Genomic DNA, 20,315 nt, shown 5'->3' on the forward strand with positions numbered 1-20,315 from the left:
GCGGCGGACAGCAACTCAGGGGGAAAACTGTAACCCATGTATCCGGTTCAAAGTGTTACCCATCTATCGGCTGGACACAATCGCGAAGGGCGCGGCCTTGAAAAGCCTGGGTTCCTCGCCCCCGCCAAAGGCGGGGGAGAGGTGGCTCGGCGAAGCCGAGACGGAGAGGGGGAGCGCCCTACGCGATTGCGCACGACATCGGAGCGCTTCCCGCCGCCCGGGCGCTCCACGTCGGCTAACCCTGCCCTTTCGCCGCTGCTTGTCAGCCGAACTACGAAGAATGCTGCGCGGGCCGATCAGGCGGCGGTGCCGCTGCGGGGATTGCGAAGCGGCTCGAAAATAACCTCAGCGCTGGCCGCGTCGAAGGCGAGCGCGTCGCGCATCGGCAGTGCCGCCGAAAACAGATAGCCTTGCGCGATCTTGCAGCCCAGCGAGCGCAGGATCATGCGATCGGCGTCGGTCTCGACGCCCTCGGCCATCACCTCTATGCCGAGCGTACGGCCAAGGCCGATCACCGCCTCGACCACGGCCTGGTCCTCGACGGATTTCGCAAGGTCGCGCACGAAATCCTTGTCGATCTTGATCTTGCGGATGCGGCTGTCCTTCAGCGACACCAGGGTGGAGAAGCCGGTGCCGAAATCGTCGAGCACGATCGATATGCCCGCATCCGCCAGGCGCCCGACCTTTTCACCAACCCTGTCGCGGTCGACCGGCGCCTCTTCGGTGATCTCGATCTCGAGCATCGCGGCCGGCACGTTCTTCGCCTTCAGGCCGTCGAGGATCATGTCGTCGACATTGCCGGCCTCTAGCTCGCGCGGCGAAAGGTTCATCGCGACGCGAACATCCGGACGTCCCTGCCGCATCAGCTCGCCGATCATGGCGCAGCAATTCAAGAACACCGTCTCGGTCAAAAGCGAAAGCAGGCCGGTTTCGCGCGCGGCGGTTACGATCTCGGGCGGCGAGATGGCGCCGTGGACCTCGTGGGACCAGCGCAGCAGCGCCTCGAAGCCGACGACCGCGCTGGTGTCGAGCCGCACCAGCGGCTGGAACCAGGAAGAAAGAGCACCGTTTTCAATAGCCCCACGCAGGTCGCGCTCGATGCGGTTCTTGCGCTCCAGCGCGGCGTCGAGCCCGGCGTCGAAGAGGCAGTATTCGTTCCTGCCGCCGCGCTTGGCCGCGTAGAGCGCGAAGTCCGCCTTGAGCAGCATCTCCGTCAATCGCGGCTTCTCCGCCTGATAGATGCCGATCGAGGCGCCGACGCGCACCGAATTCAGCTCCGGGTCCGGATTGGCGATGGCCGCGATGATGGCGGATGCAAGCTCGCCGGCCGGCCGCGAGGATCCGCCGGCGGAAAAAAGCAGCACGAACTCGTCGCCGCCGATGCGCGCGATCGTAGCGCCTTGCGGCGCGCGGTCCTCGATCCCGCGCGCCACCTTGACCAGCAGGCCGTCGCCGATGTTGTGGCCGTAGGTGTCATTGACGGATTTGAAGCCGTCGAGGTCGATCAGCATGGCCACGAACGGGCCGTCGGAAGGACCGAGCTCGCCGATCGCCTGCTCCAGCCCGTACCGGTTGAGCAGGCCCGTGAGCGGGTCGCGCCTGGAGTTGCGCTCCATCTCGGCGGCGAACTCGCGCGCCTCGTATTTGAGGCGGCCGGTCTCGCGGAAGCGGGATTGTCCGATCAGCGCGCCCCTGACCATGCCGGCGAGGAACATCGCGATGGTGAAGGCAAGCACGTAATTTGCGACGCCGCCATGCGCCAGCACGCAGCCGGCGGCGATGAGAAGCGGCAAGGTAATGAAGTTGATCGAGGCCGGCGCGTAGGAGGTGCCGTAGGTGACCGAGCCGGCCGAAGCGCCGGCAAGCACGATCAGGTAGAGCGGCGCCTCAGCCGTGGCGTATCCGTCGCTGAGCAGTGCCAAAAACGACCAGGCGATGCCCGAGGCGAGCGCCAGCAGGCCATAGACCGACAGCCGGGCGCGGACCGCCTCCGGCCTGTCGTCGGCCGCGCCTGATTGCGCGACGGCCAGCACCAGGCGCGCGCCGTTGATCAGGGCGATCGCGACGAACCACAGAACCGCGCCAAGGCCGCCGCCGGAGATCAGCTGCACCACCAGGATCAGCGCCGACAGCACCGTGCCGACGGGCATCGAGATGAAGACGCATTTGCTCAGATCGGCGAGCTGGTCGCGCAGGATGCCGGCTTCCACGGCTTCGCTCCGTCCCTCCGAAGAGGGGCCCGCAGCCAGCCGCTCGTCATGCGTCGTCATGGCCATTCTGGTTAGGCGAGCGGGATGAAAATCGTGTTAAGGATTCCGGCGGTTAGGGCATATTTCCGCGGCGCAGCAATGCGCGCGTCCGCGGTCGGGAAGGCGAGCAACGACACGAAAACCGGGACGCTGTCCCGGGTTCCGTGGGCGAAGCTACAGTTGGTCGCGGACGAAGTTGCCGGCGCTCGCAAGCGCGCGGTGACCGGCATTCAATTGCGCATTCCAGACCGGCCACGCGTGGATCATGTGAGGCCAGATCTCGAGGCGAACCTTGACGTCGGCCGCGCCGGCGGCCTCGGCGAGCCGCGTCGCATCCGACAGCAGCGTCTCGGCCGAGCCGACCTGGATCAGCATTGGCGGAAAACCGCTCAGATCGGCAAACAACGGCGAGATCAGCGGATCGCGCCGGTCAACGTCATGAGGAACATAGGCGCTCGCCAATTCCTCCAGATAGGCGCGGTGAATGATGGGATCGACACCGTCCTTGGTCGCCAGCGTTGCGCCGGACATCGAGAGGTCCGTCCACGGCGAGACCAGCCAAAGACAGTACGGCAGCCGCTCGCCCGCCGCGCGCAGCCGGCCGACCAGCGACAGGCTGAGATTGCCGCCCGCGCTGTCTCCACCGACCACGATACGATCCGGCGCGACGCCTTGCCGAGCAAGGAAGCGCCATGCCGCGAGCGCGTCTTCGTGCTGCGCGGGAAATGGATGTTCCGGCGCGCGTCGATAGTCGATCGCCAGCGTGCGCATTCCCATTGCCCGGCCGGCCTCGGTCACCATACGTTGATGGCTCTTGATCGAGCCGGAGCAGTAACCGCCACCGTGGAAGAAGAGCAGCACCTTGTCCCCGTCGCTTCCGGGCGCCAGGGACCACTCCGCGGCGAGGCCGTCGAAGACCACCGCCTCGCATCGTATATCGCCCGCAACCGGCCATGACGAGCCGACCTCGTCGAGCCGCGCCCGCCGTTCGTCCCAGCCCACCGGACGCGGCCTCGACGCCAACAGGGCGCGGATGGCGCCAATCTCCGTCAGATCGAGCTGTTCTTCCGCATCGCTCATTTTTTCCCCGGTTCGAAGTCAGCTACCGCGGTGGAGCAGCTCACCACCCGCGAAAACTCCGCTCGATCTCTTTGTTTTTACGCAATTGCGGACGGAAAACCTATCGCGTTTCCTGGACCGTCGTCGAGTTGCCGGATGACGCAAGAGGTCTCCGCCGGCCCTTGCCCAATCGAGCGGTACCCGCTCGCGGGTCCATTCCTGCAGCGCGGCTTCGGCGGCGTCCGCCGCGCGGTGCCGGTTTCACGTCAGCCCTCCAGGCAGAGCAAAACCCGACCGCCGCAAGGCGTCCGGGTTTTTCTTGACGGCTATGCTTGGTTCACTTCGTCGCGGCGGCAGCCTTTTCGATGAGGTCGGCGACGGCCTTGGGGTTGGAGACGTAGACGGCGTGGCTGCCGGGCACTTCCACAGTCGTCGCCTTGGCGCGGCTGGCCATCTCCTCAACCCTAAAGAGCTGAAGCCGCCTTGGCGATGAAATCCGCAACGACGCCGGGCTGCGAGAGCATCGGCACATGCGAGCTTTTGAGCTCGAGGGTCTCGGCACCCATCCGGGCCGCGGAATCGCGCTCGACTGCAGGCGGGATGGTCTCGTCTTGCGTCGCGACGATGTACCAGCTGGGCCTGGATCGCCACGCCGCAGTGCTGATCTTGTCGCCGAAGCATTTCACCGCCAACGGACCCTGCGTCGCGTAGACGATGTCTGCCTCGTCCGTCGGGATGTCCTGCACGAAGTGCTTGCGCACTCCTTCTGGGGTCAGGGCGACATAGCCCTGGCCGTACGGCTTGATCTCGGCGGCGCCCGGCGCCGGTGTATAATCCTTCCACCAGTCCTGGAACGATTGACCGCTGTCAGGCGCGCCCGCCGCAATATAGACGAGGCCCTTCACATTCGGATGGTTGCCGGCCTCGGTGATCACGGCGCCGCCCCAGGAGTGCCCGCAGAGGAGCACGGGACCTTGCTGCATATCGATGACCCGGTGCGCGGCCGTCACGTCGTCGGCCAGCGCGCTAAGTGGATTCTGGACGGCGATCGCCTTCAGTCCGCGCTTGGTGAGCAGGGGAATGACCTTCGCCCAGCACGAACCGTCGGCAAAAGCGCCGTGCACGAGGACAATTGTGTTGATGGCCATGGATTTGTACCTCCTTTGTGTTGAACTTCGTCCAGATCCTGTCGGCTACCGCGATGCGCTTGCGGCGCTTTCGATGAAGGAGGCCACGTCTTGCGGGTGGGACAGCATCACGGCGTGGCTGCTGCCGATCTCAACCAGCTTGCCGCCGGTCCGCTTCGCCATCATCCGCTGCGTGCTCGGCGGGATCATGTGGTCCTGCGTCGTCAGCAGGTAATAGGTGGGCTTGCCCTTCCAGGCCGCCTTGGCGAGCTTCGCCTGCGGGGCCTGCAATCCCCAGGGCATCTGCGCCGCCGCCATGAACCGCGTCGTCGACAGGTCTACGTCGGCGGCGAAGGCAGTGGGGAATTTTGCCGGGTCCACCAGCAGATAGCCATCCGCCGGCGGCAGCAGCGGGGCGCTCGGCTCGCCTGGGGTAGGCTTTTCCGCGAGCTCAAGGACGGATTCGCCTTTGTCCGGCGCGAAGGCCGCCAGGTAGACGAGGCTCCGCACCTTCGGATCGTCACCCGCTTCGGAGATCACCGCGCCGCCATAGGAGTGCCCCACCAGGACGACCGGGTGCTTGGCCGACGCAATGACACGCGCGGTGGTCGCGACATCGTCTTCCAGCGTGCGCGTCGGGTTCTGCACGATAAGCACCTCGTATCCGTCCTTGGTCAGGATGTCGTAGACCGGCTTCCAGCCGGAACCATCGACGAAAGCGCCGTGAACCAGCACGATCGAGATCGGCTGCTCCGTCTGCGCCACTGCGCCGGCCGGCCAAGCCATCAGAAGAGCAGCGAGGAACGCGTAAGCCAGTCGTATCATGACGTTGGTCTCCCTGAAAAAAAGCTGCAGCGATGAGCGAGTATCTCCAGGCGCCCGATCGTGACGCCGTCTTCCATCAGTTCGGGACGCGGGCTGAACCAGTGCTTGCAGCAGATCAGCTCCCACCCATCCGAGAGGGCTTGGGCGATCGGGTCGGTGTTGGACCGCATCGGACGCTTCAACCATGGCGAACCGCACGATAGGCCCGCGGTGACAGGCCCGTCAGATTGCGGAACACCCGTGCGAAACCCGCCGACGACGCGAAACCCGTCATCGACGCAATCTCGGGCATTGGAAGTCGGCTCTTCTCCAGCCATTTCTGCGCCTCCTGCACGCGGCGGAAATTGACGTAGCGATGCGGCGGCACGCCGATTGTGGCGCGGAACAGCCGTCCAAGGTGGTATTCGCTGACGCTTGCTTGCGCCGCGAGCTCGGCCAAACCGATGTCGTCCGCGAAATGCGCCTCGATATAGTCGATGACCCGTTCGAGGCGATCGCCGTCGAGGTCAGGCAACCTTCCCGAGCGCACCCACCGGTCGACCGAATATTTTTCGATCAGGTAGGCCGCGAGCGCCGCCTGCATGCCGTCCAGGTAAAGCCGCTCTGCGGGCTCCATTGGCTGACCGAGTGCCTCACGGAAGGCCATGGCGATCCCATAGAGCTTCGGGTCTTCCAACGCGCCGGTGTAGGACAGTTCGGCCTTCGCCGGATCGACATCATAATCGGCCGCGGCACTTCTTTCGATCAAGTCTGGCGGCAGGTAGATATGCAGGCTTTCGAGCGGCGACGTGGTGCCGCTGGCTTTCTCGAAAGTGCCCGCCGGACAGACGCAGGATATGCCCGGCCGAATGAAGTTCCGATGCGTCATGCCGTTGGCGGATTGGAGTGCGTAGGTCCTGCCGGCAAGCACGAAGACAAGCTCATGGCACTGGCACACGCCGGGCTTGTGATGGCCGGGCTTCAGCCGGCGGCGGTCGATGCGCAGACTGGAAAAATGCAGCGACGCGATCAGGTCGGTCGTGCCTTGATACTTCCGATCGCTATGCGTGCTGAGCTTCATCCTCCGACTCTAAAGCGGGGAAGGATCGCTGTATTTACGCTTCCTGCGGAGCTATGCGCGAATCTTGCTATTGCCGGACGCGGGCGGGCCGGCTCAATGCTTGCGCAGCAGCCGATACTGCCCGGGCGTGAGCCCCGTCGCCTTGCGAAAAACCCGAATGAAGTTCGCCTGCGAGCCGAAACCGGTTTCGAGGGCGATCTCCACCAGCGAGGGTCGGCCAAGCAAGCGTTTTTGTGCCTCCTGCACCCGGCGGAAAGTCACGTAACGATGTGGCGAAAGGCCGGTCGCCTCGCGGAACAGCCGAGAGAAGTGGAACTCGCTGAGACACGCTTGCGCGGCCAGATCGGCCAGTCTGATCTCGCCGGACAGATAGGTTTCGATATAATCGAGCACGCGCTTGAATCGCTTGGCGTCGAAATCCGGTAATCGGGCGGGCGGCCGCCAACGATCGATGGCGTAGGCGCCGAGCAGGTATCCGGCAAGCGCCGCCTGCATACCATCCAGGAACAGCCGATCCGTCGGCTCAGAAGGCCGTCCAAGCACATCATTGAATCCCATGGCGATCTGATAGAGCTTCGGGTCCCTGAGGCCGCCGACATAGGACAACTCCGCCTTCGCCGGATCGATGTCATAGTCGGCAAGCGCGCTTTGCGCGATAAACGTGTCCGGGAGATAGATGTGCAGGCATTCGAGCGGCGAAGTGTTTGCGCTTTCGGTCTCGTCGACACCCCGGGGCAGAATGCAAGCGATGCCGGGCTGGATGAAATATCGGCCGGTGGCGCCGTTGGTATTCTGCTGCGCAAAAGCACGGCCGGCGATGACAAAGGCCAGTTCGGTGCACGATCGCACGCCGGGCGTATGGTGGCCCGCTTCCAGAAGCCGTTGCTCGACGCGCAGGTGGGGAAGCTCGATAGCTGTCCTGAGCTGGCTGCTGGCGTGATACTTGTGCTCGCTATGCGAATTCAGCGCCATGATCGCCTCCGCTGAAAGCGCTGGCAGGTGGACTTGTCGGTGAGCAAGGCCCAAATCTGTAGACCAAATGCTTGCCGCCGGCAACGGCGCCAGGCCGCAGCGGCCACCCTTGGCCGATCCTGGCGATGTTCTGTTCCAAGAGCGCACGGCTTGCCATCAGGTGCCGACGCGCTAAGACAGCAGGGCTCACCGAGATAGTCATTCAAGCGGAGCGCCAACCCATGACCCTGACAAATCGCGACCTCATCGAACTCACCGAATGGCGCCGCAAGCTGCACCGGCAGCCCGAGATTTCGAATGAGGAAGAAAAGACCGCCAGGGAGGTGGTGAACTTCCTCGCCGATACCGGGCCGGACAAGGTGCTGACGGGGCTCGGCGGGCACGGCGTGGCGGCGGTCTATGACAGCGGCAAGGCCGGGCCGACCGTGCTGTTCCGCTCCGAGCTCGACGCGCTGCCGATCGAGGAGCTTTCGGGCGTCGAGCATGCCTCGCAGGTGCCGGGCAAGTCGCATATGTGCGGGCATGACGGGCACAGCGCGATCCTGGCCTCGCTTGGCCGCCAGTTCGGCCGAGAGCGGCCGGCGCGCGGGCGTGTCGTGCTGATGTTCCAGCCAGCCGAGGAAACCGGCAATGGCGCCGCCGGCGTCGTCGCCGATCCGCGCTTCGCCGAGATCGCGCCGGACTTCGCCTTCTCGCTGCACAACCTGCCCGGCGTGCCGTTCGGCGAGGTGCGGCTCAAGTCCGGTACCGTCAACTGCGCCTCGCGCAGCATGCGCATCGTGCTCGAGGGCAAGACCGCGCATTCCTCGATGCCGGAAACCGGCACCTCGCCGATGCCGGCGGTGAGCGAGCTGATGCCGGCGCTGCCCGCGCTCGGGCGCGGCACTTTCGCGGACGATGATTTCAGCATGGTGACCGTCACTCATTGTTCGATGGGCGAAGCCGTGTTCGGCATCGCGCCGGGCTATGCCGAAGTGTGGGCGACGCTGCGCACAAGGCGCGACGAGCGCATGGCCGAACTCGTCGCCTCGGCCGAAGCCCTTGCGGCAAAAATCGCCGCCGCGCATGGTCTCTCGGTGCGCTTCGACTATCACGAGATCTTCGTCGCCAGCGTCAACGCGCCGGACGCGGTCGCCCATCTCGCCCGCGCGCTCGACGAGGAAGGCGTTTTACGCAGCGAGGCGGCGCTGCCGATGCGCGCCTCGGAGGATTTCGGCATTTTCGGCCACAGCGCCAAATCGGCGATGTTCTTCCTTGGCGCGGGCGAGCGCCATCCGTCGCTGCACAATCCCGACTATGATTTCCCCGACGATCTGATCCCGATCGGCTCGCGTATCTTCATGCGCGCGGCGCGAAATCTGCTGGGGTGAGCGTCACTGCAGCCAAGGAGCGGCCACCGCGCATCGAAAGCTCGCATTATGGGCAATTTGTCGTTATATTTGGCTTATGACCAAAGCACAGATCAAACAGGAAGCAACAGGCAAATGGGCGGTGCGTGATTCACGCAGCGGTCGCTTCGTGGAGGTGCGCGGGGCAGACTCCTTGAAGGCGTCGCAATTGCCGCTGAAGAAAGGCCTGGATCTTACAAAGCCGATAGCAGAGCAAGCACTCAAAGACGACTCCGACAAGGTCCGTAAACCCACCGTCAAGAACTGACGTTTGCCAGGCGCCCTGCTCGACACCCATACACTTTATTGGCTGGTGACGGCGGCCGGCACGCTTTCCGAAGAAGCCCTTGTCGCGATTGCCGATGGCCAATCCTCCGGAACGCTTTACGTGTCACCGATCACGGCATGGGAATTGACGATCGCCTCCCGCAAGCCTGCGCATAAGGACCCGCCGAATCTCGGCACGGGAACCCCGTCGAAGTGGTTCTCGGCGGCGGTGGCTGCCACAGGAGCGAAGATTGTCCCCATCAAGCAGCGTATTGCCTGCGAGGCAGCTGCTGTAATAGCCGATACCGGCCACAAGGACCCAGGTGATTGTTATCTGATCGCGACGGCGCGCGTGAGAAGGGTCCCGATCATCACGCGCGACGCACTCGTGCTCGGCCTCGCTTCACCCAACTACCTAGAGGTGATTGTCTGCTAGAGCCAGCAAGAAGCGCGATGGATGTTGTTGCGCCAGCCACACTAGGTCCGGTGTCAGCATCATCACAGCCGGCATCAACACGAACAAGGCAATCACGGCAGCGCGCCGGCAGGATGATCATGGCCTATCTGACCAGCGCGGGCCGCCATGCCGCCTGATCGGGACTTCTTCGCCCGCGACGCGCTCGTGGTCGCCCGGGCGCTGATCGGCGCCACGCTTGGGCTCTCCGGTGTCGGCGGCATCATCGTCGAGACCGAGGCCTACCGGCCCGACGATCCAGCCTCGCATGCCTATCGCGGCCGCACGCCGCGCAACGCGCCGATGTATGGCGCGCCCGGCACGGCCTATGTGTATCGTTCCTACGGCCTGCACTGGTGCCTGAACGCGGTATGCCTGCCGGGCAGCGCCGTGCTGATCCGCGCGATCCAGCCGCAATCAGGTATCGCCGAGATGCGCGGCCGGCGCGGCGTGGACGACGAGCGGCTGCTCTGCTCCGGGCCCGGCAAGCTCTGCCAGGCGCTGGGCATCGACGGCTCGCACAATCGGCTGCCGCTCACCGCGCCGCCCTTCGAGTTCGCCCCATTGCGGACCGATCCGGCCGCGATCGTCAGCGGCCGCCGGATCGGCCTGACCAAGGCGATGGAATTCGAGTGGCGGTTCGGGCTTGGCGGGTCGGCCTATCTCAGCCGGAAATTCTGAGCGGGGCCATATCCGTTTCCGATCCCGCGTGATGGATCATTCGCGGCGAGCGCGCGTTTCGAGACAGATATCGGAGGAACGGACGATGGCGAATGACAAATACGAACGCATCCAACGCCGCGCCTATGAAATCTGGCAACGCAGCGGCGAAGCGGATGGCCAGCACGAGGAACACTGGCATCGGGCTTGCGAGGAAATCGAGCGCGAGGACAAGGGACTGGGCGAACAGCCTGGCGCCGCGATGCCCGGAGCGGTGACGATACCGGCCGGCCAACCAGACCCGCTGGCAGCCGAAGCGCTGGCGCGCAAGGCGATGGAAAACCGGCCAGAAGGGCCGGCTGCCGATAATCCAGCGCCGACGAAGCGTAGCCGGCGCAAAGGCTGAAGCCGATCACATTCAATGTCGAACAGGCCGTCGACGAGACTTTCTCGGGACGCGAGCCGGCGGACGGAGCAGCCCGCGTCAGCCGCGGGTTCTAGACCTCCCGGCTGTCGAAAAGGAAAATCTGCACGCCTGACTCATCAGGCGCGTAGAGCCGGCGATCCGCGCCGGCCGCTTTTCCCTGCGGGCTGGCGAAGCCCTTTTTCATCGCGTCGAGATCGTCGAAATGCAGCGTCCCGATCAGGTAGACGTCGGACGGTCCGGCCAGCACCGTGATCGGCCCTTGGCTGACCTCGTATTTCCTCAAGCCCGGTATCTTCTTGGCCAGCGGTATGTGCGTCTCGAAATAGTGCTTGTCGAACGCCTGCGCGTCGTCCGGCTGCTTGTAGATGACGACCATTCCAGCCATTGCGGCTCTCCTTTTCGTTGCGGATGACCGAAGGACGAAACGGCGGGAGAAAACGGAACGGGGTCTCGGAAAATTTCTGGAAAGCGCAGAAGGACGGCGATTGTGGCTTCCGGGCCTCCATCCGGCTTTTGCCGCCATCTCGCTTGTGCGAAGAAGCATTCTGTGGTCTCTCCGGCCTAAATTAGCGAGGACTCAAGGATGAGAAATGCGGTGATCGCCGCGCTCTGCGCGGGTGTGGCTGGATGCGTGTCCTCGCCGGCCAACTATGGCGCCTCGCTATCGCAGCAGGATCCGAAATGGGCATCGCCGGGATGCCAGCAGGCCCGCGCCGCTGCCGCTGACTACGCGCAGCGCGAGAAAGACCATCCCGGCTGGGGTTTTGGCGTCCTACTTGGGCCTTACAGCATGGGAATGGTGGCGGCGGTGAAAGACCATGAGCAGCAGCAGCGGCGGCTGCTCGCGCGCCAGATGCATCTGCAGTGCTCGAGCCAGAAGCTGCCGAAGGAACTGGATTTCGATCCGGCAATCTACGCGCCGAAAAAGCAGCATTATCCGTAGGGCGGCGGCGTGGTTTCTACTGCGGCCGCTCCGCCGCTCTGTTGCCGTCAAATACGTAGCTGAGGATCGCCACGCCCGTCGCGGTCGAGACTTGGTCCGACAGCTTCAGCGCCGCAGGCGCCTGTCCCGGCTCGAAAAGGCGCGAGCCATCCCCGAGAACCAGGGGGTGGACCATCAGCACCAGCTCGTCGACAAGCCCGTGTCGCATCAGCGCGCGCAGCAGCTTGCCGCTGCCGAACATGACCAGCGTCTTGTCATGGCTTTGCCTGAGCTTGCGCACTGCCTCCCCGGCATCGCCGGCAAGCAGCGTCGAATTCTCCCAGCCTGGCTCATAGCCGCCGTCATGCGAGGCGACGAATTTCCGCGCGCCGGTCAGCGCCCTGGTCATCGGACTGCCCGGCTCGCGGACAGCCCAGGCTTCGTATAGATCCTCATAGGTCGTCCGGCCGGCGAGCAGCGACCAGCCACCGGCCATGGCGCGGCCGATGACCTCCTGCATCTTCGGATCATTGCCCGGATTGCTCCAGCCGCCATGCGCAAAACCATTGCGCGTGTCTTCGTCCGCCCGCGCCGGCGCCTGGAAGACACCGTCCAGCGTCAGATGCTCGATGGCGATGATCCTTGCCATTTCAGCCTTAGCTCCATGCTTTCAGCAGCGGCCCGTCGCTGCCATGGATCGGGTCCTTGTCGGGACGGCGGACCTCCGGGATCGTGCGCAGCGCCTCGGCATGCTGCTCCGGGCTCCGGCACAGATCGTATGTGCCGAAGGGCGGATAGGCGCCGATCACGAGCAGATCCGCGGAGGCGGACAGGCGTTGATGGCCCGTGCCGGCCGGCAGGACCGCCACGTCACCCGCCTTGACCTCGATCACCTTGCCCTTGTCGCCGCCGAAGCGCACCTCGGCGGAGCCGCGCGCGATGCCCAAAACCTCATGAATGCGCGAGTGATAATGGACGAAGCCGTAGATGCCGTCGCGCCAGCTGTCGCCCCAGCCATTCGCGCCGAAAATATCCTCGAAGACCGCGGCCGGATCGACGTCGTCCGGCAGCGGCACCGCGCCGGGATAGACAAGCATGGGCCAGCGCGGATGATTGGGCACCAGCCCGTCATCGGCGAAGCGAAAGGCGAGAGGCTCCTGCTTTTTGACTTGTTGCGCCATCCTTGCCACTCCTGCAACCTGCACTATTGGGTCTAACGGTTTGCAGCGCGCTTTGCTCCGGTCGACCGAGGAGGTCACGATGACCGCGTTTTCGACAATCGGCTTTCTCGCCCCAGCGCTGCTTTCGGCCTTTGTCGCTGCCGCCAGCGCCGCGCCGGCGCCGACTGCCGCGGCGCAGGATCTTTACAGCTTCTGCCGCCAGGTGAAGAACGACGACACGGTCCGCCCCTATTCGCATGAGCTTTACAACGGCACGGTCAAGGCGTTCAAAAAACTGTTTCCCGACGCCATGAGCGCGCCGCAGGAGCAGGAACTACAGACGCAGGCCAACTATCGCTGCATGAACGGCAAGGTGCTGGCCTGCTTCGTCGGCGCCAACCTGCCCTGCGCCAAGATGAATGCCGCGCGCGACAATCCGGGCGCCGACGAATTCTGCAAGACCAACCCGAATGCCGATGTCGTGCCGGCCTTCGCTACAGGCCACGACGCCGTCTATTTCTACAAATGCGCCAGTGGCAAGGCGGTGGTTGCCGGGCGTTCGTGGGCGCTCGACAAGCGCGGCTTTGCCAGGAAGCTGTGGACCGTGATTTCGGAACACTGAGACGATTCAGCGCCACAGCAGCTAGACCCCAAGTGCAGTCGAGAAGCGACCGTTTGCGCGGGGGCGGGTCGGAAAGCAGCGGCACCAGAAGCGGCGGCCCGCGCGGACGCATGGTTCTGCAAGAATAGGACGTACGGTGCGGGAATCGAGCGGCCGGCGGTTACTGCGGAAGCAGCCGCGAGACCTTGAGCCGCGGCGCGAAGAAGCAGCGCAGATAGGGCTGGTTGGTGATGACGTATCTGTTCTCGCAGATATGGTATCGGCCGTCGGGCGATTCCTGCACGCGGTCGCGCGGGATGTTGAAGCCATCGGGCAGATAGACATAGCCGCCGTCCGTCCTGGACTGCACCGAGGATTCCGGTATCGGGCGGCAATCCGTGCCGCCGCAGCATTTGAAGTTCGTTACCGGATCGACCTTGTTCTGGTACCAGTCATGGGCGTCGACGCCTGTCGCGGCGGCAAGGCAGATGGCGGTGACAACGACCCTTCGCATGGCATTCCTCGACGAGGCGGAGGCGCTGCTCATTCGAACGTCATGTATATAGCCTTGCGCCGGAAATGCCATCGACCGGCGAAGTCCGGAACGCGAGGCCTGGCCCTTGTGGCAGCGATGGACGGAGCCGGATCTCAGAGATTGGTCCGGCCCTTTCCGATCACACCAGCCGCTGGCCGCCGTCGATATGGATGGTCTCGCCGGTCATGAAAGCGTTCTGCATCAGATAGAGATAGGCCGGCGCGATGTCGGCGGGCCTGGCGATCCTGCCGGCCGGAATGCGACGGCCCATCTGCTCGAAATAGCCTGTCTTGGCCTCGCCGACGATCTCGTCCCACATCTCAGTGTCGACCCAGCCAGGCGAGACGATGTTGACGCGGGTCGGCGCCAGCTCCAGCGCCAGAGCGCGGGCGAAATAGGTGAAGGAACCGGCGACCGCCGAGACCACGGAGCCGCCGGGGACCGGCGGGCGGTCCTTGTTGATGCCCGAGGTGAAGATCATCGAGCCGCCTTTGTTCAATTTGCGCACCGCATACTTGGCCAGCATCACCGCGCCGACCAGCTTGCCGTCAGCGAACTGGCGCACGAAATCCATGTCGGTTTCCCCAATCGGATCATTAGGCGGCGGCGTGCCGGCGGTCGCCACCAGATGATCGAAGGCGCCGCCCGTATCGAACAGGCGGGCAACGTCCGCCTCGCTGGCCATGTCGGCGGCGATGCGCGTCACGCGCCCTGCCCCGCCGAGCCTCTTCGCTGCGGCCTTCAGGTTGTCCTCGGAGCGGCCGACGATCACGACTTCCGCACCGTGTTCCAGTGCAGCGGCCGCGACGCCGAAACCAATGCCGGAGCTGCCGCCGACGACGATGATCTTCTTTCCCGTGAGAGTGGTCATGGGTCTTCTCCGTTCTTCAACTGCGGGATGTTTTGTTCAGGCGCGGCCGGCGTGGGCTGCTTCAAGGTCGGCGAGGATGATCTTCCTCATCGAGTACATCGCCTGGTGTGCCCGATCGGCCTTTTCGCGGTCGGGGTCGTTCATCAGGCGCAAGGCATCGCTGGGGATGACTTGCCAGTAGACGCCGAACTTGTCCTTCAGCCAGCCGCAGGGTTGTTCCGAGCCGCCGTCGGCGGTGAGCGCGTTCCAGAAATAATCGGTCTCGGCCTGGTCCATCGTCTCGATGTAGAGCGAGATGCGCTCGTTGAAGGGCGGCACCCCGCCGGCGTTGAGCGCGGTGAAGCGTTGCCCTTCGAGCTCGAAGTCGAAGATCGCGTGCGGCACGGTTTTGTTGGTGCCGCCGACATGGTCGGTGAAGGTGATGGTGTTCAGCGCCCGGCTGTTCTTGAAGACCGACAGATAGAAATCCCGCGCGGCTTCGGCATCGAGGTTGAACCAGAGGAAGGGATGAACGGTGGCCATGGTGTCCTCGCAGGTTTTGAAGTGAGTGTTGATCACAAATTCTGTGAGGATTTCTGACTGGAAAAAGCTCGACGGACAAACCAAAGTTTGGCAAGGATTTGTTACCAGATTTCACAAATGGCTTTGTCGTCATGGTCCGCAGACTGCCGCCGCTCAACGCCTTGCCGGCCTTCGAGGCCGCCGCCCGGCACCTGAATTTTTCCAGGGCCGCCGGCGAACTCAACCTCACCCATGGCGCGATCAGCCGGGCGGTGAAACATCTGGAGGACCAGCTCGGCGTGCAGCTCTTCGAGCGCGCGACGCGCTCGGTGCGGCTCACCCCTGTCGGCGAGCCCTATGCGATTGCGGTGCGCGAGGCGCTCGACCAGCTCGCGCTCGCCACACAGACGGCGACCTCGCGCCATTCCGGCTCGACTTTGAATGTCAGCACCTCCGACGGCTTCGCCGGCAAATGGCTGGTGCCGCGGCTCTACCGGTTTCACCGCGCGCATGGCGACATCGACGTGCGCGTCTCGACCACCGGCCGGCTGACCAATTTCCGCGGCGACGGCATCGACGTCGCCATCCGCTATGGCGGCGGCCACTATCACGGCCTGACGTCGGAATTCCTCACCGGCGAGGAGGTGTTTCCCGTCTGCAGCCCGACGCTGCTCGAGGGTCCGCATCCACTGAGGCGGCCAGAGGACCTCAAGCACCATACGCTGATCCGCGACGGCTACCGTATCGACTGGGCGGCGTGGCTGGCCAGCGCCGGCGTCGAAGGCGTCGATCCGAACAGCGGCCTCACCTTCGATTCCGCCACCTTCGCGGTGGAATCCGCCGTCCAGGGCGAAGGCGTGGTGCTTGGACGCACCATGCTGGTTTCCGCCGACCTCGCCACCGGCAGGCTGGTGCGGCCCTTCGACCACGCGCTGAAGGCGGTTTCCAGCTTCTATCTGGTCTATCCGCCGGAAGCGATCCGCCAGCGCAAGGTGAAAGCATTTCGCGACTGGCTGTTTGAGCAGATCAAGCCGGACTGACGAGCAGCAACCATCTACACACCGCCTTGCGCGCGCGTGCTGCCTTCGAGACATGACACTCAGCTCGCGCCTCTTGCGGCAATCCAACCTGTACGCCGATATATTAGCAATTGCTTCTTCATGGGATGGGCACGTGCTATTGTGGTTCCGGGAACGGCGGACGCGCCGTGAGCGCCCCGCGTTTCCCTTGTGGGAGGAAACCAATGGCTCACTACGTATTGCTGTCGAATTTCACCGACCAGGGTATCAGGACCATCAAGGATACTCAGAAGCGTGCCGAGGCCTTCAAGGCAATGGCCAGCAAAAGCGGGGTCAAGATTCACACCTTGTTGTGGACGCTGGGCAAGCATGATGTCGTGGCGGTTGCCGAAGCGGAGGACGACATCGCCGCGACCGCGCTGAGCCTATCAATCGCATCGATGGGCAACATCAGAACCGAGACCCTGAGGGCGTTCGATACGGCGGATATGGCCAAGATACTGGCAAAGATGGCCTGACCGTTACTTTACCAACGCACTTGGCGGATCGAAGCCGGCGCCGGGCCGGTGCCCGGCGCGGCCCGCTGACGAATTCATCTCACCCATGGCGGAGCAGCTCGGTGTGCAGCTCTTCGCGCGCGACGCTGTCGGTGCGGCTCACCCCTGTCGGCGAGGCCTATGCATCGGGCCTGGCTGACGCGTGGGCTCAGGAAACCTTCCTTCGGCTCCGCGGTTGATACCGACATCCATGCCGAGACGAAATGGAGAGACGGCCAGACACAGCAAGCGGTCGCGCTCGCGTCCGCTGAAGGGCGAAGAGACGGAAGTGAAGCACGTCGTCGAGACGCAGGGTCTGTCACCTGCGCAGGCACGGGAACTTGTGCGGCGCTACGGCAACGATTGGCGCAAGATCGAGGAAGCCGCGAGAACCTACAAGAGCGACGACTAGCCCCGTGACGGCCTGAAGCAATCGCGATGGCCCGGTTGCCAGGTCTCAACCTGAGCGCAACACACCAGGCTCACCGGCCTCGTCCGTCTCACCGGGTCGCTGTGCTTCCGACACCAGATCCTGGAATTCGATGGTCGTCATCAGATAGCCGGCCTCGTCGTAGATCTTGGTCACCCAGGATGTCGGGTCCGATCCCGCAGCAATGCCATCGAGCATGGCTTCCTTCGCAGCACGTTTGGCCTCGGCTTTCGCGGTTTCGAGATTTTCCATCTCGAGTTGGATCGGCGGCCGCGCCGCGGATTCGAGGAACTCAAAGCGGAATTTCGGCATTCGGCTCTCCGTTTCCAGCGCCGGGCGGCGTAGGCGCAATCGATCCGTGATAATCGCCGCCGCCATCGCGTGGCTCCTCCAGCACGGTCTCGGCGATGTATTGCTTGAGGTCGCCCACTTCCTCGCTGATCTCATTCAGGCTCTATGCCTTGGCTTTCGGCGTCAGCGATACATTGGTCGGCCAATTCGGCGGCGACAATCTCGGTCGGCATCGGGACCCGAGGTTCGGCCTTGTGCTCATTGATCCATTCTTCCACGAAACGGGCGGTTTTATTGACGAGCATGTCGGCCTCCGGCGAGGCTTCGGCTACGGGCTGTTCCAGCTTGATGTCCATGCAAGACCATCCTTGAATGATTTTCTTCAACGCCGATTGTCGCAAAGGATGCAGCGCTCGATCGAGGTTGAGCGGCGGGGCTGGGATCGGCGGACGAAGCGCGGTCGGGGCCCGCGCAGGCCCAGCCGGGAACCTGAACCACGGTCGAACATTCTTGCTGTTGGGAAAAACCGACCGCAGGCGAAAGACGTGAAAGCTGAGGGCTTTAGAGCGCTACTGGCCAGCAAGACACTCGCTGCCGGGCGCAACGCCGGTTATTGGCTCGACATCCTCAAATATGTGGCCGTAGCTGTCGCCGCCGCCGTTGTCACGCTGGCCGCGGTTAACCTGACCCCGGAGCCCCATGTCATTCGCACGATCGTTTCACACCGTTTCGACGCGGCGGATCCGCAATTTGTGCAAAGCATGAGCAGCTATTCGCAAGGTCAGATGTTCGAGCGCAACGCCGTGCAGACCCTCGTCAACGGCGACGAAATTTTTCCGGCGATGCTGCAAGCGATCGGCGCGGCCCGATCCAGCATCGACATGGAAACCTACATTTATTGGTCGGGCTCGGTCGGTTATCAATTCGCCACGGCCCTGGCCGAGAAGTCCCGCGAAGGCGTCGAGGTTCGAGTGCTGGTCGATTGGCTCGGCAGCCTGCCCTTCGACGAGAACCTCATTCACATCATGACGGGCGCTGGGGTGCGGTTCCAGCGCTACCGGCCCGTCTACTGGTACACGCTGGACCGGGTGAACAACCGGACGCACCGCAAACTGCTCATCGTGGACGGGCAGGTTGCGTTCACAGGCGGGGTCGGCATCGCCGACAACTGGCTGGGCGATGCGCGCAATCCGAACGAGTGGCGTGACACCCATTATCGGATTGAAGGGCCTACGGTAGCCGCGTTCCAGGCAGCCTTCGCCGAGAACTGGCTGGAGACCGTAGGCGAAACACTGCAAGGAGAGAAGTTCTATCCGCCACCCGAACCCGCAGGCGCGCTTAGCACCCAGTTGGTCCTTTCATCGCAACCGAACGGCTCCGAGGACCTGGAGCTGATGATGCTGGCTGCCATCGCCGCGGCCAAGGATCATCTACGCATCGGCATGGCCTATTTCGTGCCGGACGAAATCGCGCTGCAGCAGATACTCGACGCCAGGAAGAGAGGCGTGGCCGTCGACGTCATCGTGCCCAATTCGCTGACCGACGTGCCCATCGTGCGAAAAGGCTCGCGCCACTTCTGGGGAGAATTGCTGGAAGCGGGCGTGCGTATCTACGAGTTTCAGCCGACGATGTATCACCCCAAACTGCTCATCGTCGACGACGTCTGGGCAAGCTTCGGCTCCACCAACCTGGACGAGCGCTCGTTGCGCCTGAATGACGAAGCCAGCCTCAATGTCTACGGCAGGGATTTTGCGCAGACGCAAATCGACTTGTTCAACGAGGACCTGAAACGGTCGCGGCAGATCAGCCTGGCGGAGTGGCAGGCGCGCCCGCTGACCGAGAAAGTCACCGACTGGCTTGCGAGCAAGCTGCACACCCAGCTCTAGGTTCGGCGCGAAGAGTTTCGCGCTACGATTCACCTGGGTTAGGGCGAAATCATCAACAAACATGCAGGATGGTCGTGCCTGAACGTTGGGGTTGGCAGGCCCGGTCGGCGGTCGTTGTGTCACGAGCATGTCCGGGCATCCTTTGGGCTGGTGGACGGAGGAGGAGACATGCCGATTACGAGACTGTCGAAAGGCGCGTTCCTGCCGGACGAGGTGACCTTTCTTGGCCGCGTCCTTGAAGTCAGCGCCGGCGCCGACGAAACCGCGGAGCAGCGCGAGCGGCGGGCCTTGCGCATCATCGCGAACTATATGGCGGGGATCACCGACGAGCGGGAACTGGCCGAGCTATCGCGAAGACCGCTGGCGGATAACGCGCAGCGGAGCGGCCAGGCAAAGCAAGACCGTGATGAAACTTTCGACGGGTTTTCCAGTTCGGTTGTGAGGAGGATCTTCGATATGACTGAACCCGGCGAAGGCAGTTCCCCTGGCCGAATTGACGACAAGCAGCTTGTCATTCTGCTTAAGCAAAAAACCGGCATTTCCGATGCGCAAGCCAGGAGGCTGATAAAGGCCGTCGGACGCGACCGCCCCTCGCTTCTGCGAGAAGCCCGGATCATAAGGGCGCGTGTTCAAACGTCCACGTCAGGGCGCATGTGAACGGCGGAGTGCGGCGCGTGTTCTCCCGGACTTCGCGACCGTGAAGGCGCTCCGCGGCTTACGGTTTCGCAGACCAGGCCGAAGGCAGCGGCTCGTCCAAGTCCGCCGACTTGCACGGGGGTGCCGTTTGCGCGATGCTCAACGGTGATGACCACCCAGTATCTGGACCACAAATTGGAATGCCCGTTTTGCGGCGTCATCCGTTTGAACATTCCAGCCGATGCCCAACCCACAACGCCGATCCATTGCGCCGAGTGCGGCGAATATCTCGGCACGTGGGATGAGCTTCAAACCGACTTCGAGCAGCAAGGCGGCACGGACGGTGTGTTCCGGCTGGATAAGGGGCGTATCCAAAAGCTCAATTCCAGTGGGTAAGAAGGCCGCCGACGGCGGCCCGGATGCCGGCTGATCGGCGCGC

Annotated in this window: 27 protein-coding genes and 1 pseudogene; 13 read left to right on the forward strand and 15 right to left on the reverse strand. The window is 63.8% G+C overall.

Annotated features, from left to right (window positions below; all coding sequences use genetic code 11):
- Nucleotides 1-296: 296 nt before the first annotated feature.
- From CK230_RS03615 to CK230_RS03640, 7 genes and pseudogenes are all read right to left on the reverse strand, one after another.
- Nucleotides 297-2,270, reverse strand: coding sequence for a GGDEF domain-containing phosphodiesterase (locus tag CK230_RS03615; RefSeq protein ID WP_095816393.1), 1,974 nt, complete (start codon nt 2,268-2,270; stop codon nt 297-299).
- Between the two features lie 153 nt (nt 2,271-2,423).
- On the reverse strand, nt 2,424-3,329 hold the full coding sequence (locus tag CK230_RS03620) for an alpha/beta hydrolase (RefSeq protein WP_095815857.1): 906 nt from the start codon (nt 3,327-3,329) through the stop codon (nt 2,424-2,426).
- 316 nt (nt 3,330-3,645) lie between these two features.
- A pseudogene (locus CK230_RS32305) lies at nt 3,646-3,762 on the reverse strand (alpha/beta hydrolase); the annotation flags it as partial.
- A gap of 10 nt (nt 3,763-3,772) precedes the next feature.
- On the reverse strand, nt 3,773-4,456 hold the full coding sequence (locus CK230_RS03625; RefSeq protein ID WP_095815858.1) for an alpha/beta hydrolase: 684 nt from the start codon (nt 4,454-4,456) through the stop codon (nt 3,773-3,775).
- A 45-nt stretch (nt 4,457-4,501) separates the two neighbouring features.
- Nucleotides 4,502-5,221 (reverse strand): alpha/beta hydrolase, encoded by a 720-nt coding sequence (locus tag CK230_RS03630; RefSeq protein ID WP_095816394.1) that lies wholly within the window; start codon nt 5,219-5,221, stop codon nt 4,502-4,504.
- Nucleotides 5,222-5,438: 217 nt separating this feature from the next.
- Entirely contained in the window at nt 5,439-6,320 is an 882-nt protein-coding gene (locus CK230_RS03635) for an AraC family transcriptional regulator (protein ID WP_095815859.1), read from the reverse strand.
- A 93-nt stretch (nt 6,321-6,413) separates the two neighbouring features.
- Nucleotides 6,414-7,292, reverse strand: a complete 879-nt coding sequence (locus CK230_RS03640) for an AraC family transcriptional regulator (RefSeq protein ID WP_095815860.1) — start codon at nt 7,290-7,292, stop codon at nt 6,414-6,416.
- Between the two features lie 221 nt (nt 7,293-7,513).
- Here CK230_RS03640 and CK230_RS03645 point away from each other — a divergent pair, with 221 nt between their 5' ends.
- The 5 genes from CK230_RS03645 to CK230_RS03665 all read left to right on the forward strand — a co-directional run bounded on the left by CK230_RS03645 (nt 7,514) and on the right by CK230_RS03665 (nt 10,467).
- Nucleotides 7,514-8,662: an amidohydrolase gene (locus tag CK230_RS03645; protein ID WP_095815861.1), complete on the forward strand. Its 1,149-nt coding sequence runs from the start codon at nt 7,514-7,516 to the stop codon at nt 8,660-8,662.
- Between the two features lie 76 nt (nt 8,663-8,738).
- Nucleotides 8,739-8,948 carry a hypothetical protein gene (locus CK230_RS03650; protein WP_095815862.1) on the forward strand — a complete coding sequence of 70 codons (210 nt, stop codon included), beginning with the start codon at nt 8,739-8,741 and terminating at the stop codon, nt 8,946-8,948.
- 3 nt (nt 8,949-8,951) lie between these two features.
- Entirely contained in the window at nt 8,952-9,383 is a 432-nt protein-coding gene (locus CK230_RS03655; RefSeq protein WP_095815863.1) for a type II toxin-antitoxin system VapC family toxin, read from the forward strand.
- Between the two features lie 147 nt (nt 9,384-9,530).
- Complete coding sequence (locus tag CK230_RS03660) at nt 9,531-10,082, forward strand: DNA-3-methyladenine glycosylase (RefSeq protein ID WP_095815864.1); 552 nt, start codon at nt 9,531-9,533, stop codon at nt 10,080-10,082.
- An 85-nt stretch (nt 10,083-10,167) separates the two neighbouring features.
- Nucleotides 10,168-10,467 (forward strand): DUF2934 domain-containing protein, encoded by a 300-nt coding sequence (locus tag CK230_RS03665; RefSeq protein WP_176479998.1) that lies wholly within the window; start codon nt 10,168-10,170, stop codon nt 10,465-10,467.
- 91 nt (nt 10,468-10,558) lie between these two features.
- Here CK230_RS03665 and CK230_RS03670 read toward each other — a convergent pair whose 3' ends face one another.
- The gene (locus tag CK230_RS03670; protein ID WP_095815866.1) at nt 10,559-10,873 is read right to left on the reverse strand and encodes an EthD family reductase; all 315 of its coding nucleotides are present in this window, start codon (nt 10,871-10,873) and stop codon (nt 10,559-10,561) included.
- A 198-nt stretch (nt 10,874-11,071) separates the two neighbouring features.
- Here CK230_RS03670 and CK230_RS03675 point away from each other — a divergent pair, with 198 nt between their 5' ends.
- On the forward strand, nt 11,072-11,431 hold the full coding sequence (locus CK230_RS03675) for a hypothetical protein (RefSeq protein ID WP_095815867.1): 360 nt from the start codon (nt 11,072-11,074) through the stop codon (nt 11,429-11,431).
- 16 nt (nt 11,432-11,447) lie between these two features.
- Here CK230_RS03675 and CK230_RS03680 read toward each other — a convergent pair whose 3' ends face one another.
- Together CK230_RS03680 and CK230_RS03685 are read right to left on the reverse strand one after the other, a co-directional pair.
- Nucleotides 11,448-12,059, reverse strand: a complete 612-nt coding sequence (locus tag CK230_RS03680) for a dihydrofolate reductase family protein (protein WP_095815868.1) — start codon at nt 12,057-12,059, stop codon at nt 11,448-11,450.
- A gap of 7 nt (nt 12,060-12,066) precedes the next feature.
- Nucleotides 12,067-12,591 (reverse strand): cupin, encoded by a 525-nt coding sequence (locus CK230_RS03685; RefSeq protein ID WP_095815869.1) that lies wholly within the window; start codon nt 12,589-12,591, stop codon nt 12,067-12,069.
- A 79-nt stretch (nt 12,592-12,670) separates the two neighbouring features.
- Here CK230_RS03685 and CK230_RS03690 point away from each other — a divergent pair, with 79 nt between their 5' ends.
- Nucleotides 12,671-13,192: a hypothetical protein gene (locus CK230_RS03690; protein WP_141245980.1), complete on the forward strand. Its 522-nt coding sequence runs from the start codon at nt 12,671-12,673 to the stop codon at nt 13,190-13,192.
- A 160-nt stretch (nt 13,193-13,352) separates the two neighbouring features.
- Here the strand turns inward: CK230_RS03690 and CK230_RS03695 are convergent, their stop codons facing one another.
- The 3 genes from CK230_RS03695 to CK230_RS03705 form a co-directional block, all read right to left on the reverse strand.
- Nucleotides 13,353-13,685: a hypothetical protein gene (locus tag CK230_RS03695; RefSeq protein ID WP_141245981.1), complete on the reverse strand. Its 333-nt coding sequence runs from the start codon at nt 13,683-13,685 to the stop codon at nt 13,353-13,355.
- A gap of 160 nt (nt 13,686-13,845) precedes the next feature.
- Entirely contained in the window at nt 13,846-14,577 is a 732-nt protein-coding gene (locus CK230_RS03700; RefSeq protein WP_095815872.1) for an SDR family oxidoreductase, read from the reverse strand.
- A gap of 36 nt (nt 14,578-14,613) precedes the next feature.
- Nucleotides 14,614-15,099, reverse strand: coding sequence for a VOC family protein (locus CK230_RS03705; protein WP_095816395.1), 486 nt, complete (start codon nt 15,097-15,099; stop codon nt 14,614-14,616).
- Nucleotides 15,100-15,230: 131 nt separating this feature from the next.
- On the opposite strand from CK230_RS03705, the gene CK230_RS03710 reads away from it, so the two are divergent.
- From CK230_RS03710 to CK230_RS03720, 3 genes are all read left to right on the forward strand, one after another.
- Nucleotides 15,231-16,118, forward strand: coding sequence for a transcriptional regulator GcvA (locus tag CK230_RS03710; protein WP_095815873.1), 888 nt, complete (start codon nt 15,231-15,233; stop codon nt 16,116-16,118).
- A 203-nt stretch (nt 16,119-16,321) separates the two neighbouring features.
- Nucleotides 16,322-16,615, forward strand: a complete 294-nt coding sequence (locus tag CK230_RS03715) for a GYD domain-containing protein (RefSeq protein ID WP_095815874.1) — start codon at nt 16,322-16,324, stop codon at nt 16,613-16,615.
- A gap of 229 nt (nt 16,616-16,844) precedes the next feature.
- The gene (locus CK230_RS03720; RefSeq protein WP_141245982.1) at nt 16,845-17,045 is read left to right on the forward strand and encodes a hypothetical protein; all 201 of its coding nucleotides are present in this window, start codon (nt 16,845-16,847) and stop codon (nt 17,043-17,045) included.
- Nucleotides 17,046-17,090: 45 nt separating this feature from the next.
- Here CK230_RS03720 and CK230_RS03725 read toward each other — a convergent pair whose 3' ends face one another.
- The gene (locus CK230_RS03725; RefSeq protein WP_245429811.1) at nt 17,091-17,441 is read right to left on the reverse strand and encodes a hypothetical protein; all 351 of its coding nucleotides are present in this window, start codon (nt 17,439-17,441) and stop codon (nt 17,091-17,093) included.
- A gap of 65 nt (nt 17,442-17,506) precedes the next feature.
- Nucleotides 17,507-17,710 (reverse strand): DUF768 domain-containing protein, encoded by a 204-nt coding sequence (locus CK230_RS03730; protein WP_095815876.1) that lies wholly within the window; start codon nt 17,708-17,710, stop codon nt 17,507-17,509.
- Nucleotides 17,711-17,899: 189 nt separating this feature from the next.
- On the opposite strand from CK230_RS03730, the gene CK230_RS03735 reads away from it, so the two are divergent.
- From CK230_RS03735 to CK230_RS03745, 3 genes are all read left to right on the forward strand, one after another.
- On the forward strand, nt 17,900-19,240 hold the full coding sequence (locus CK230_RS03735) for a phospholipase D-like domain-containing protein (protein ID WP_176479999.1): 1,341 nt from the start codon (nt 17,900-17,902) through the stop codon (nt 19,238-19,240).
- A gap of 168 nt (nt 19,241-19,408) precedes the next feature.
- The gene (locus tag CK230_RS32985; protein ID WP_176480000.1) at nt 19,409-19,897 is read left to right on the forward strand and encodes a hypothetical protein; all 489 of its coding nucleotides are present in this window, start codon (nt 19,409-19,411) and stop codon (nt 19,895-19,897) included.
- A gap of 147 nt (nt 19,898-20,044) precedes the next feature.
- A complete protein-coding gene (locus CK230_RS03745; protein WP_095815877.1) occupies nt 20,045-20,272 on the forward strand; it encodes a hypothetical protein in 228 nt (75 codons plus the stop codon).
- Nucleotides 20,273-20,315: the final 43 nt, after the last annotated feature.

The sequence above is a fragment of the Mesorhizobium sp. WSM3859 genome (genome assembly GCF_002295065.1).
Taxonomy (GTDB): Bacteria; Pseudomonadota; Alphaproteobacteria; order Rhizobiales; family Rhizobiaceae; genus Mesorhizobium.

Excerpts from the sequence above, each read along its gene's own strand:
- CK230_RS03725 (WP_245429811.1), bottom strand. The coding sequence starts at position 17,441 with ATGGCGGCGGCGATTATCACGGATCGATTGCGCCTACGCCGCCCGGCG.
- CK230_RS03675 (WP_095815867.1), top strand. The coding sequence starts at position 11,072 with ATGAGAAATGCGGTGATCGCCGCGCTCTGCGCGGGTGTGGCTGGATGC.
- CK230_RS03625 (WP_095815858.1), bottom strand. The coding sequence starts at position 4,456 with ATGGCCATCAACACAATTGTCCTCGTGCACGGCGCTTTTGCCGACGGT.
- CK230_RS03745 (WP_095815877.1), top strand. The coding sequence starts at position 20,045 with ATGACCACCCAGTATCTGGACCACAAATTGGAATGCCCGTTTTGCGGC.
- CK230_RS03695 (WP_141245981.1), bottom strand. The coding sequence starts at position 13,685 with ATGCGAAGGGTCGTTGTCACCGCCATCTGCCTTGCCGCCGCGACAGGC.
- CK230_RS03630 (WP_095816394.1), bottom strand. The coding sequence starts at position 5,221 with ATGGCTTGGCCGGCCGGCGCAGTGGCGCAGACGGAGCAGCCGATCTCG.
- CK230_RS03710 (WP_095815873.1), top strand. The coding sequence starts at position 15,231 with ATGGTCCGCAGACTGCCGCCGCTCAACGCCTTGCCGGCCTTCGAGGCC.
- CK230_RS03690 (WP_141245980.1), top strand. The coding sequence starts at position 12,671 with ATGACCGCGTTTTCGACAATCGGCTTTCTCGCCCCAGCGCTGCTTTCG.
- CK230_RS03635 (WP_095815859.1), bottom strand. The coding sequence starts at position 6,320 with ATGAAGCTCAGCACGCATAGCGATCGGAAGTATCAAGGCACGACCGAC.
- CK230_RS03720 (WP_141245982.1), top strand. The coding sequence starts at position 16,845 with ATGCCGAGACGAAATGGAGAGACGGCCAGACACAGCAAGCGGTCGCGC.
- CK230_RS03670 (WP_095815866.1), bottom strand. The coding sequence starts at position 10,873 with ATGGCTGGAATGGTCGTCATCTACAAGCAGCCGGACGACGCGCAGGCG.
- CK230_RS03715 (WP_095815874.1), top strand. The coding sequence starts at position 16,322 with ATGGCTCACTACGTATTGCTGTCGAATTTCACCGACCAGGGTATCAGG.
- CK230_RS32985 (WP_176480000.1), top strand. The coding sequence starts at position 19,409 with ATGCCGATTACGAGACTGTCGAAAGGCGCGTTCCTGCCGGACGAGGTG.
- CK230_RS03620 (WP_095815857.1), bottom strand. The coding sequence starts at position 3,329 with ATGAGCGATGCGGAAGAACAGCTCGATCTGACGGAGATTGGCGCCATC.
- CK230_RS03650 (WP_095815862.1), top strand. The coding sequence starts at position 8,739 with ATGACCAAAGCACAGATCAAACAGGAAGCAACAGGCAAATGGGCGGTG.
- CK230_RS03615 (WP_095816393.1), bottom strand. The coding sequence starts at position 2,270 with ATGACGACGCATGACGAGCGGCTGGCTGCGGGCCCCTCTTCGGAGGGA.
- CK230_RS03640 (WP_095815860.1), bottom strand. The coding sequence starts at position 7,292 with ATGGCGCTGAATTCGCATAGCGAGCACAAGTATCACGCCAGCAGCCAG.
- CK230_RS03645 (WP_095815861.1), top strand. The coding sequence starts at position 7,514 with ATGACCCTGACAAATCGCGACCTCATCGAACTCACCGAATGGCGCCGC.
- CK230_RS03660 (WP_095815864.1), top strand. The coding sequence starts at position 9,531 with ATGCCGCCTGATCGGGACTTCTTCGCCCGCGACGCGCTCGTGGTCGCC.
- CK230_RS03665 (WP_176479998.1), top strand. The coding sequence starts at position 10,168 with ATGGCGAATGACAAATACGAACGCATCCAACGCCGCGCCTATGAAATC.
- CK230_RS03700 (WP_095815872.1), bottom strand. The coding sequence starts at position 14,577 with ATGACCACTCTCACGGGAAAGAAGATCATCGTCGTCGGCGGCAGCTCC.
- CK230_RS03705 (WP_095816395.1), bottom strand. The coding sequence starts at position 15,099 with ATGGCCACCGTTCATCCCTTCCTCTGGTTCAACCTCGATGCCGAAGCC.
- CK230_RS03730 (WP_095815876.1), bottom strand. The coding sequence starts at position 17,710 with ATGGACATCAAGCTGGAACAGCCCGTAGCCGAAGCCTCGCCGGAGGCC.
- CK230_RS03680 (WP_095815868.1), bottom strand. The coding sequence starts at position 12,059 with ATGGCAAGGATCATCGCCATCGAGCATCTGACGCTGGACGGTGTCTTC.
- CK230_RS03685 (WP_095815869.1), bottom strand. The coding sequence starts at position 12,591 with ATGGCGCAACAAGTCAAAAAGCAGGAGCCTCTCGCCTTTCGCTTCGCC.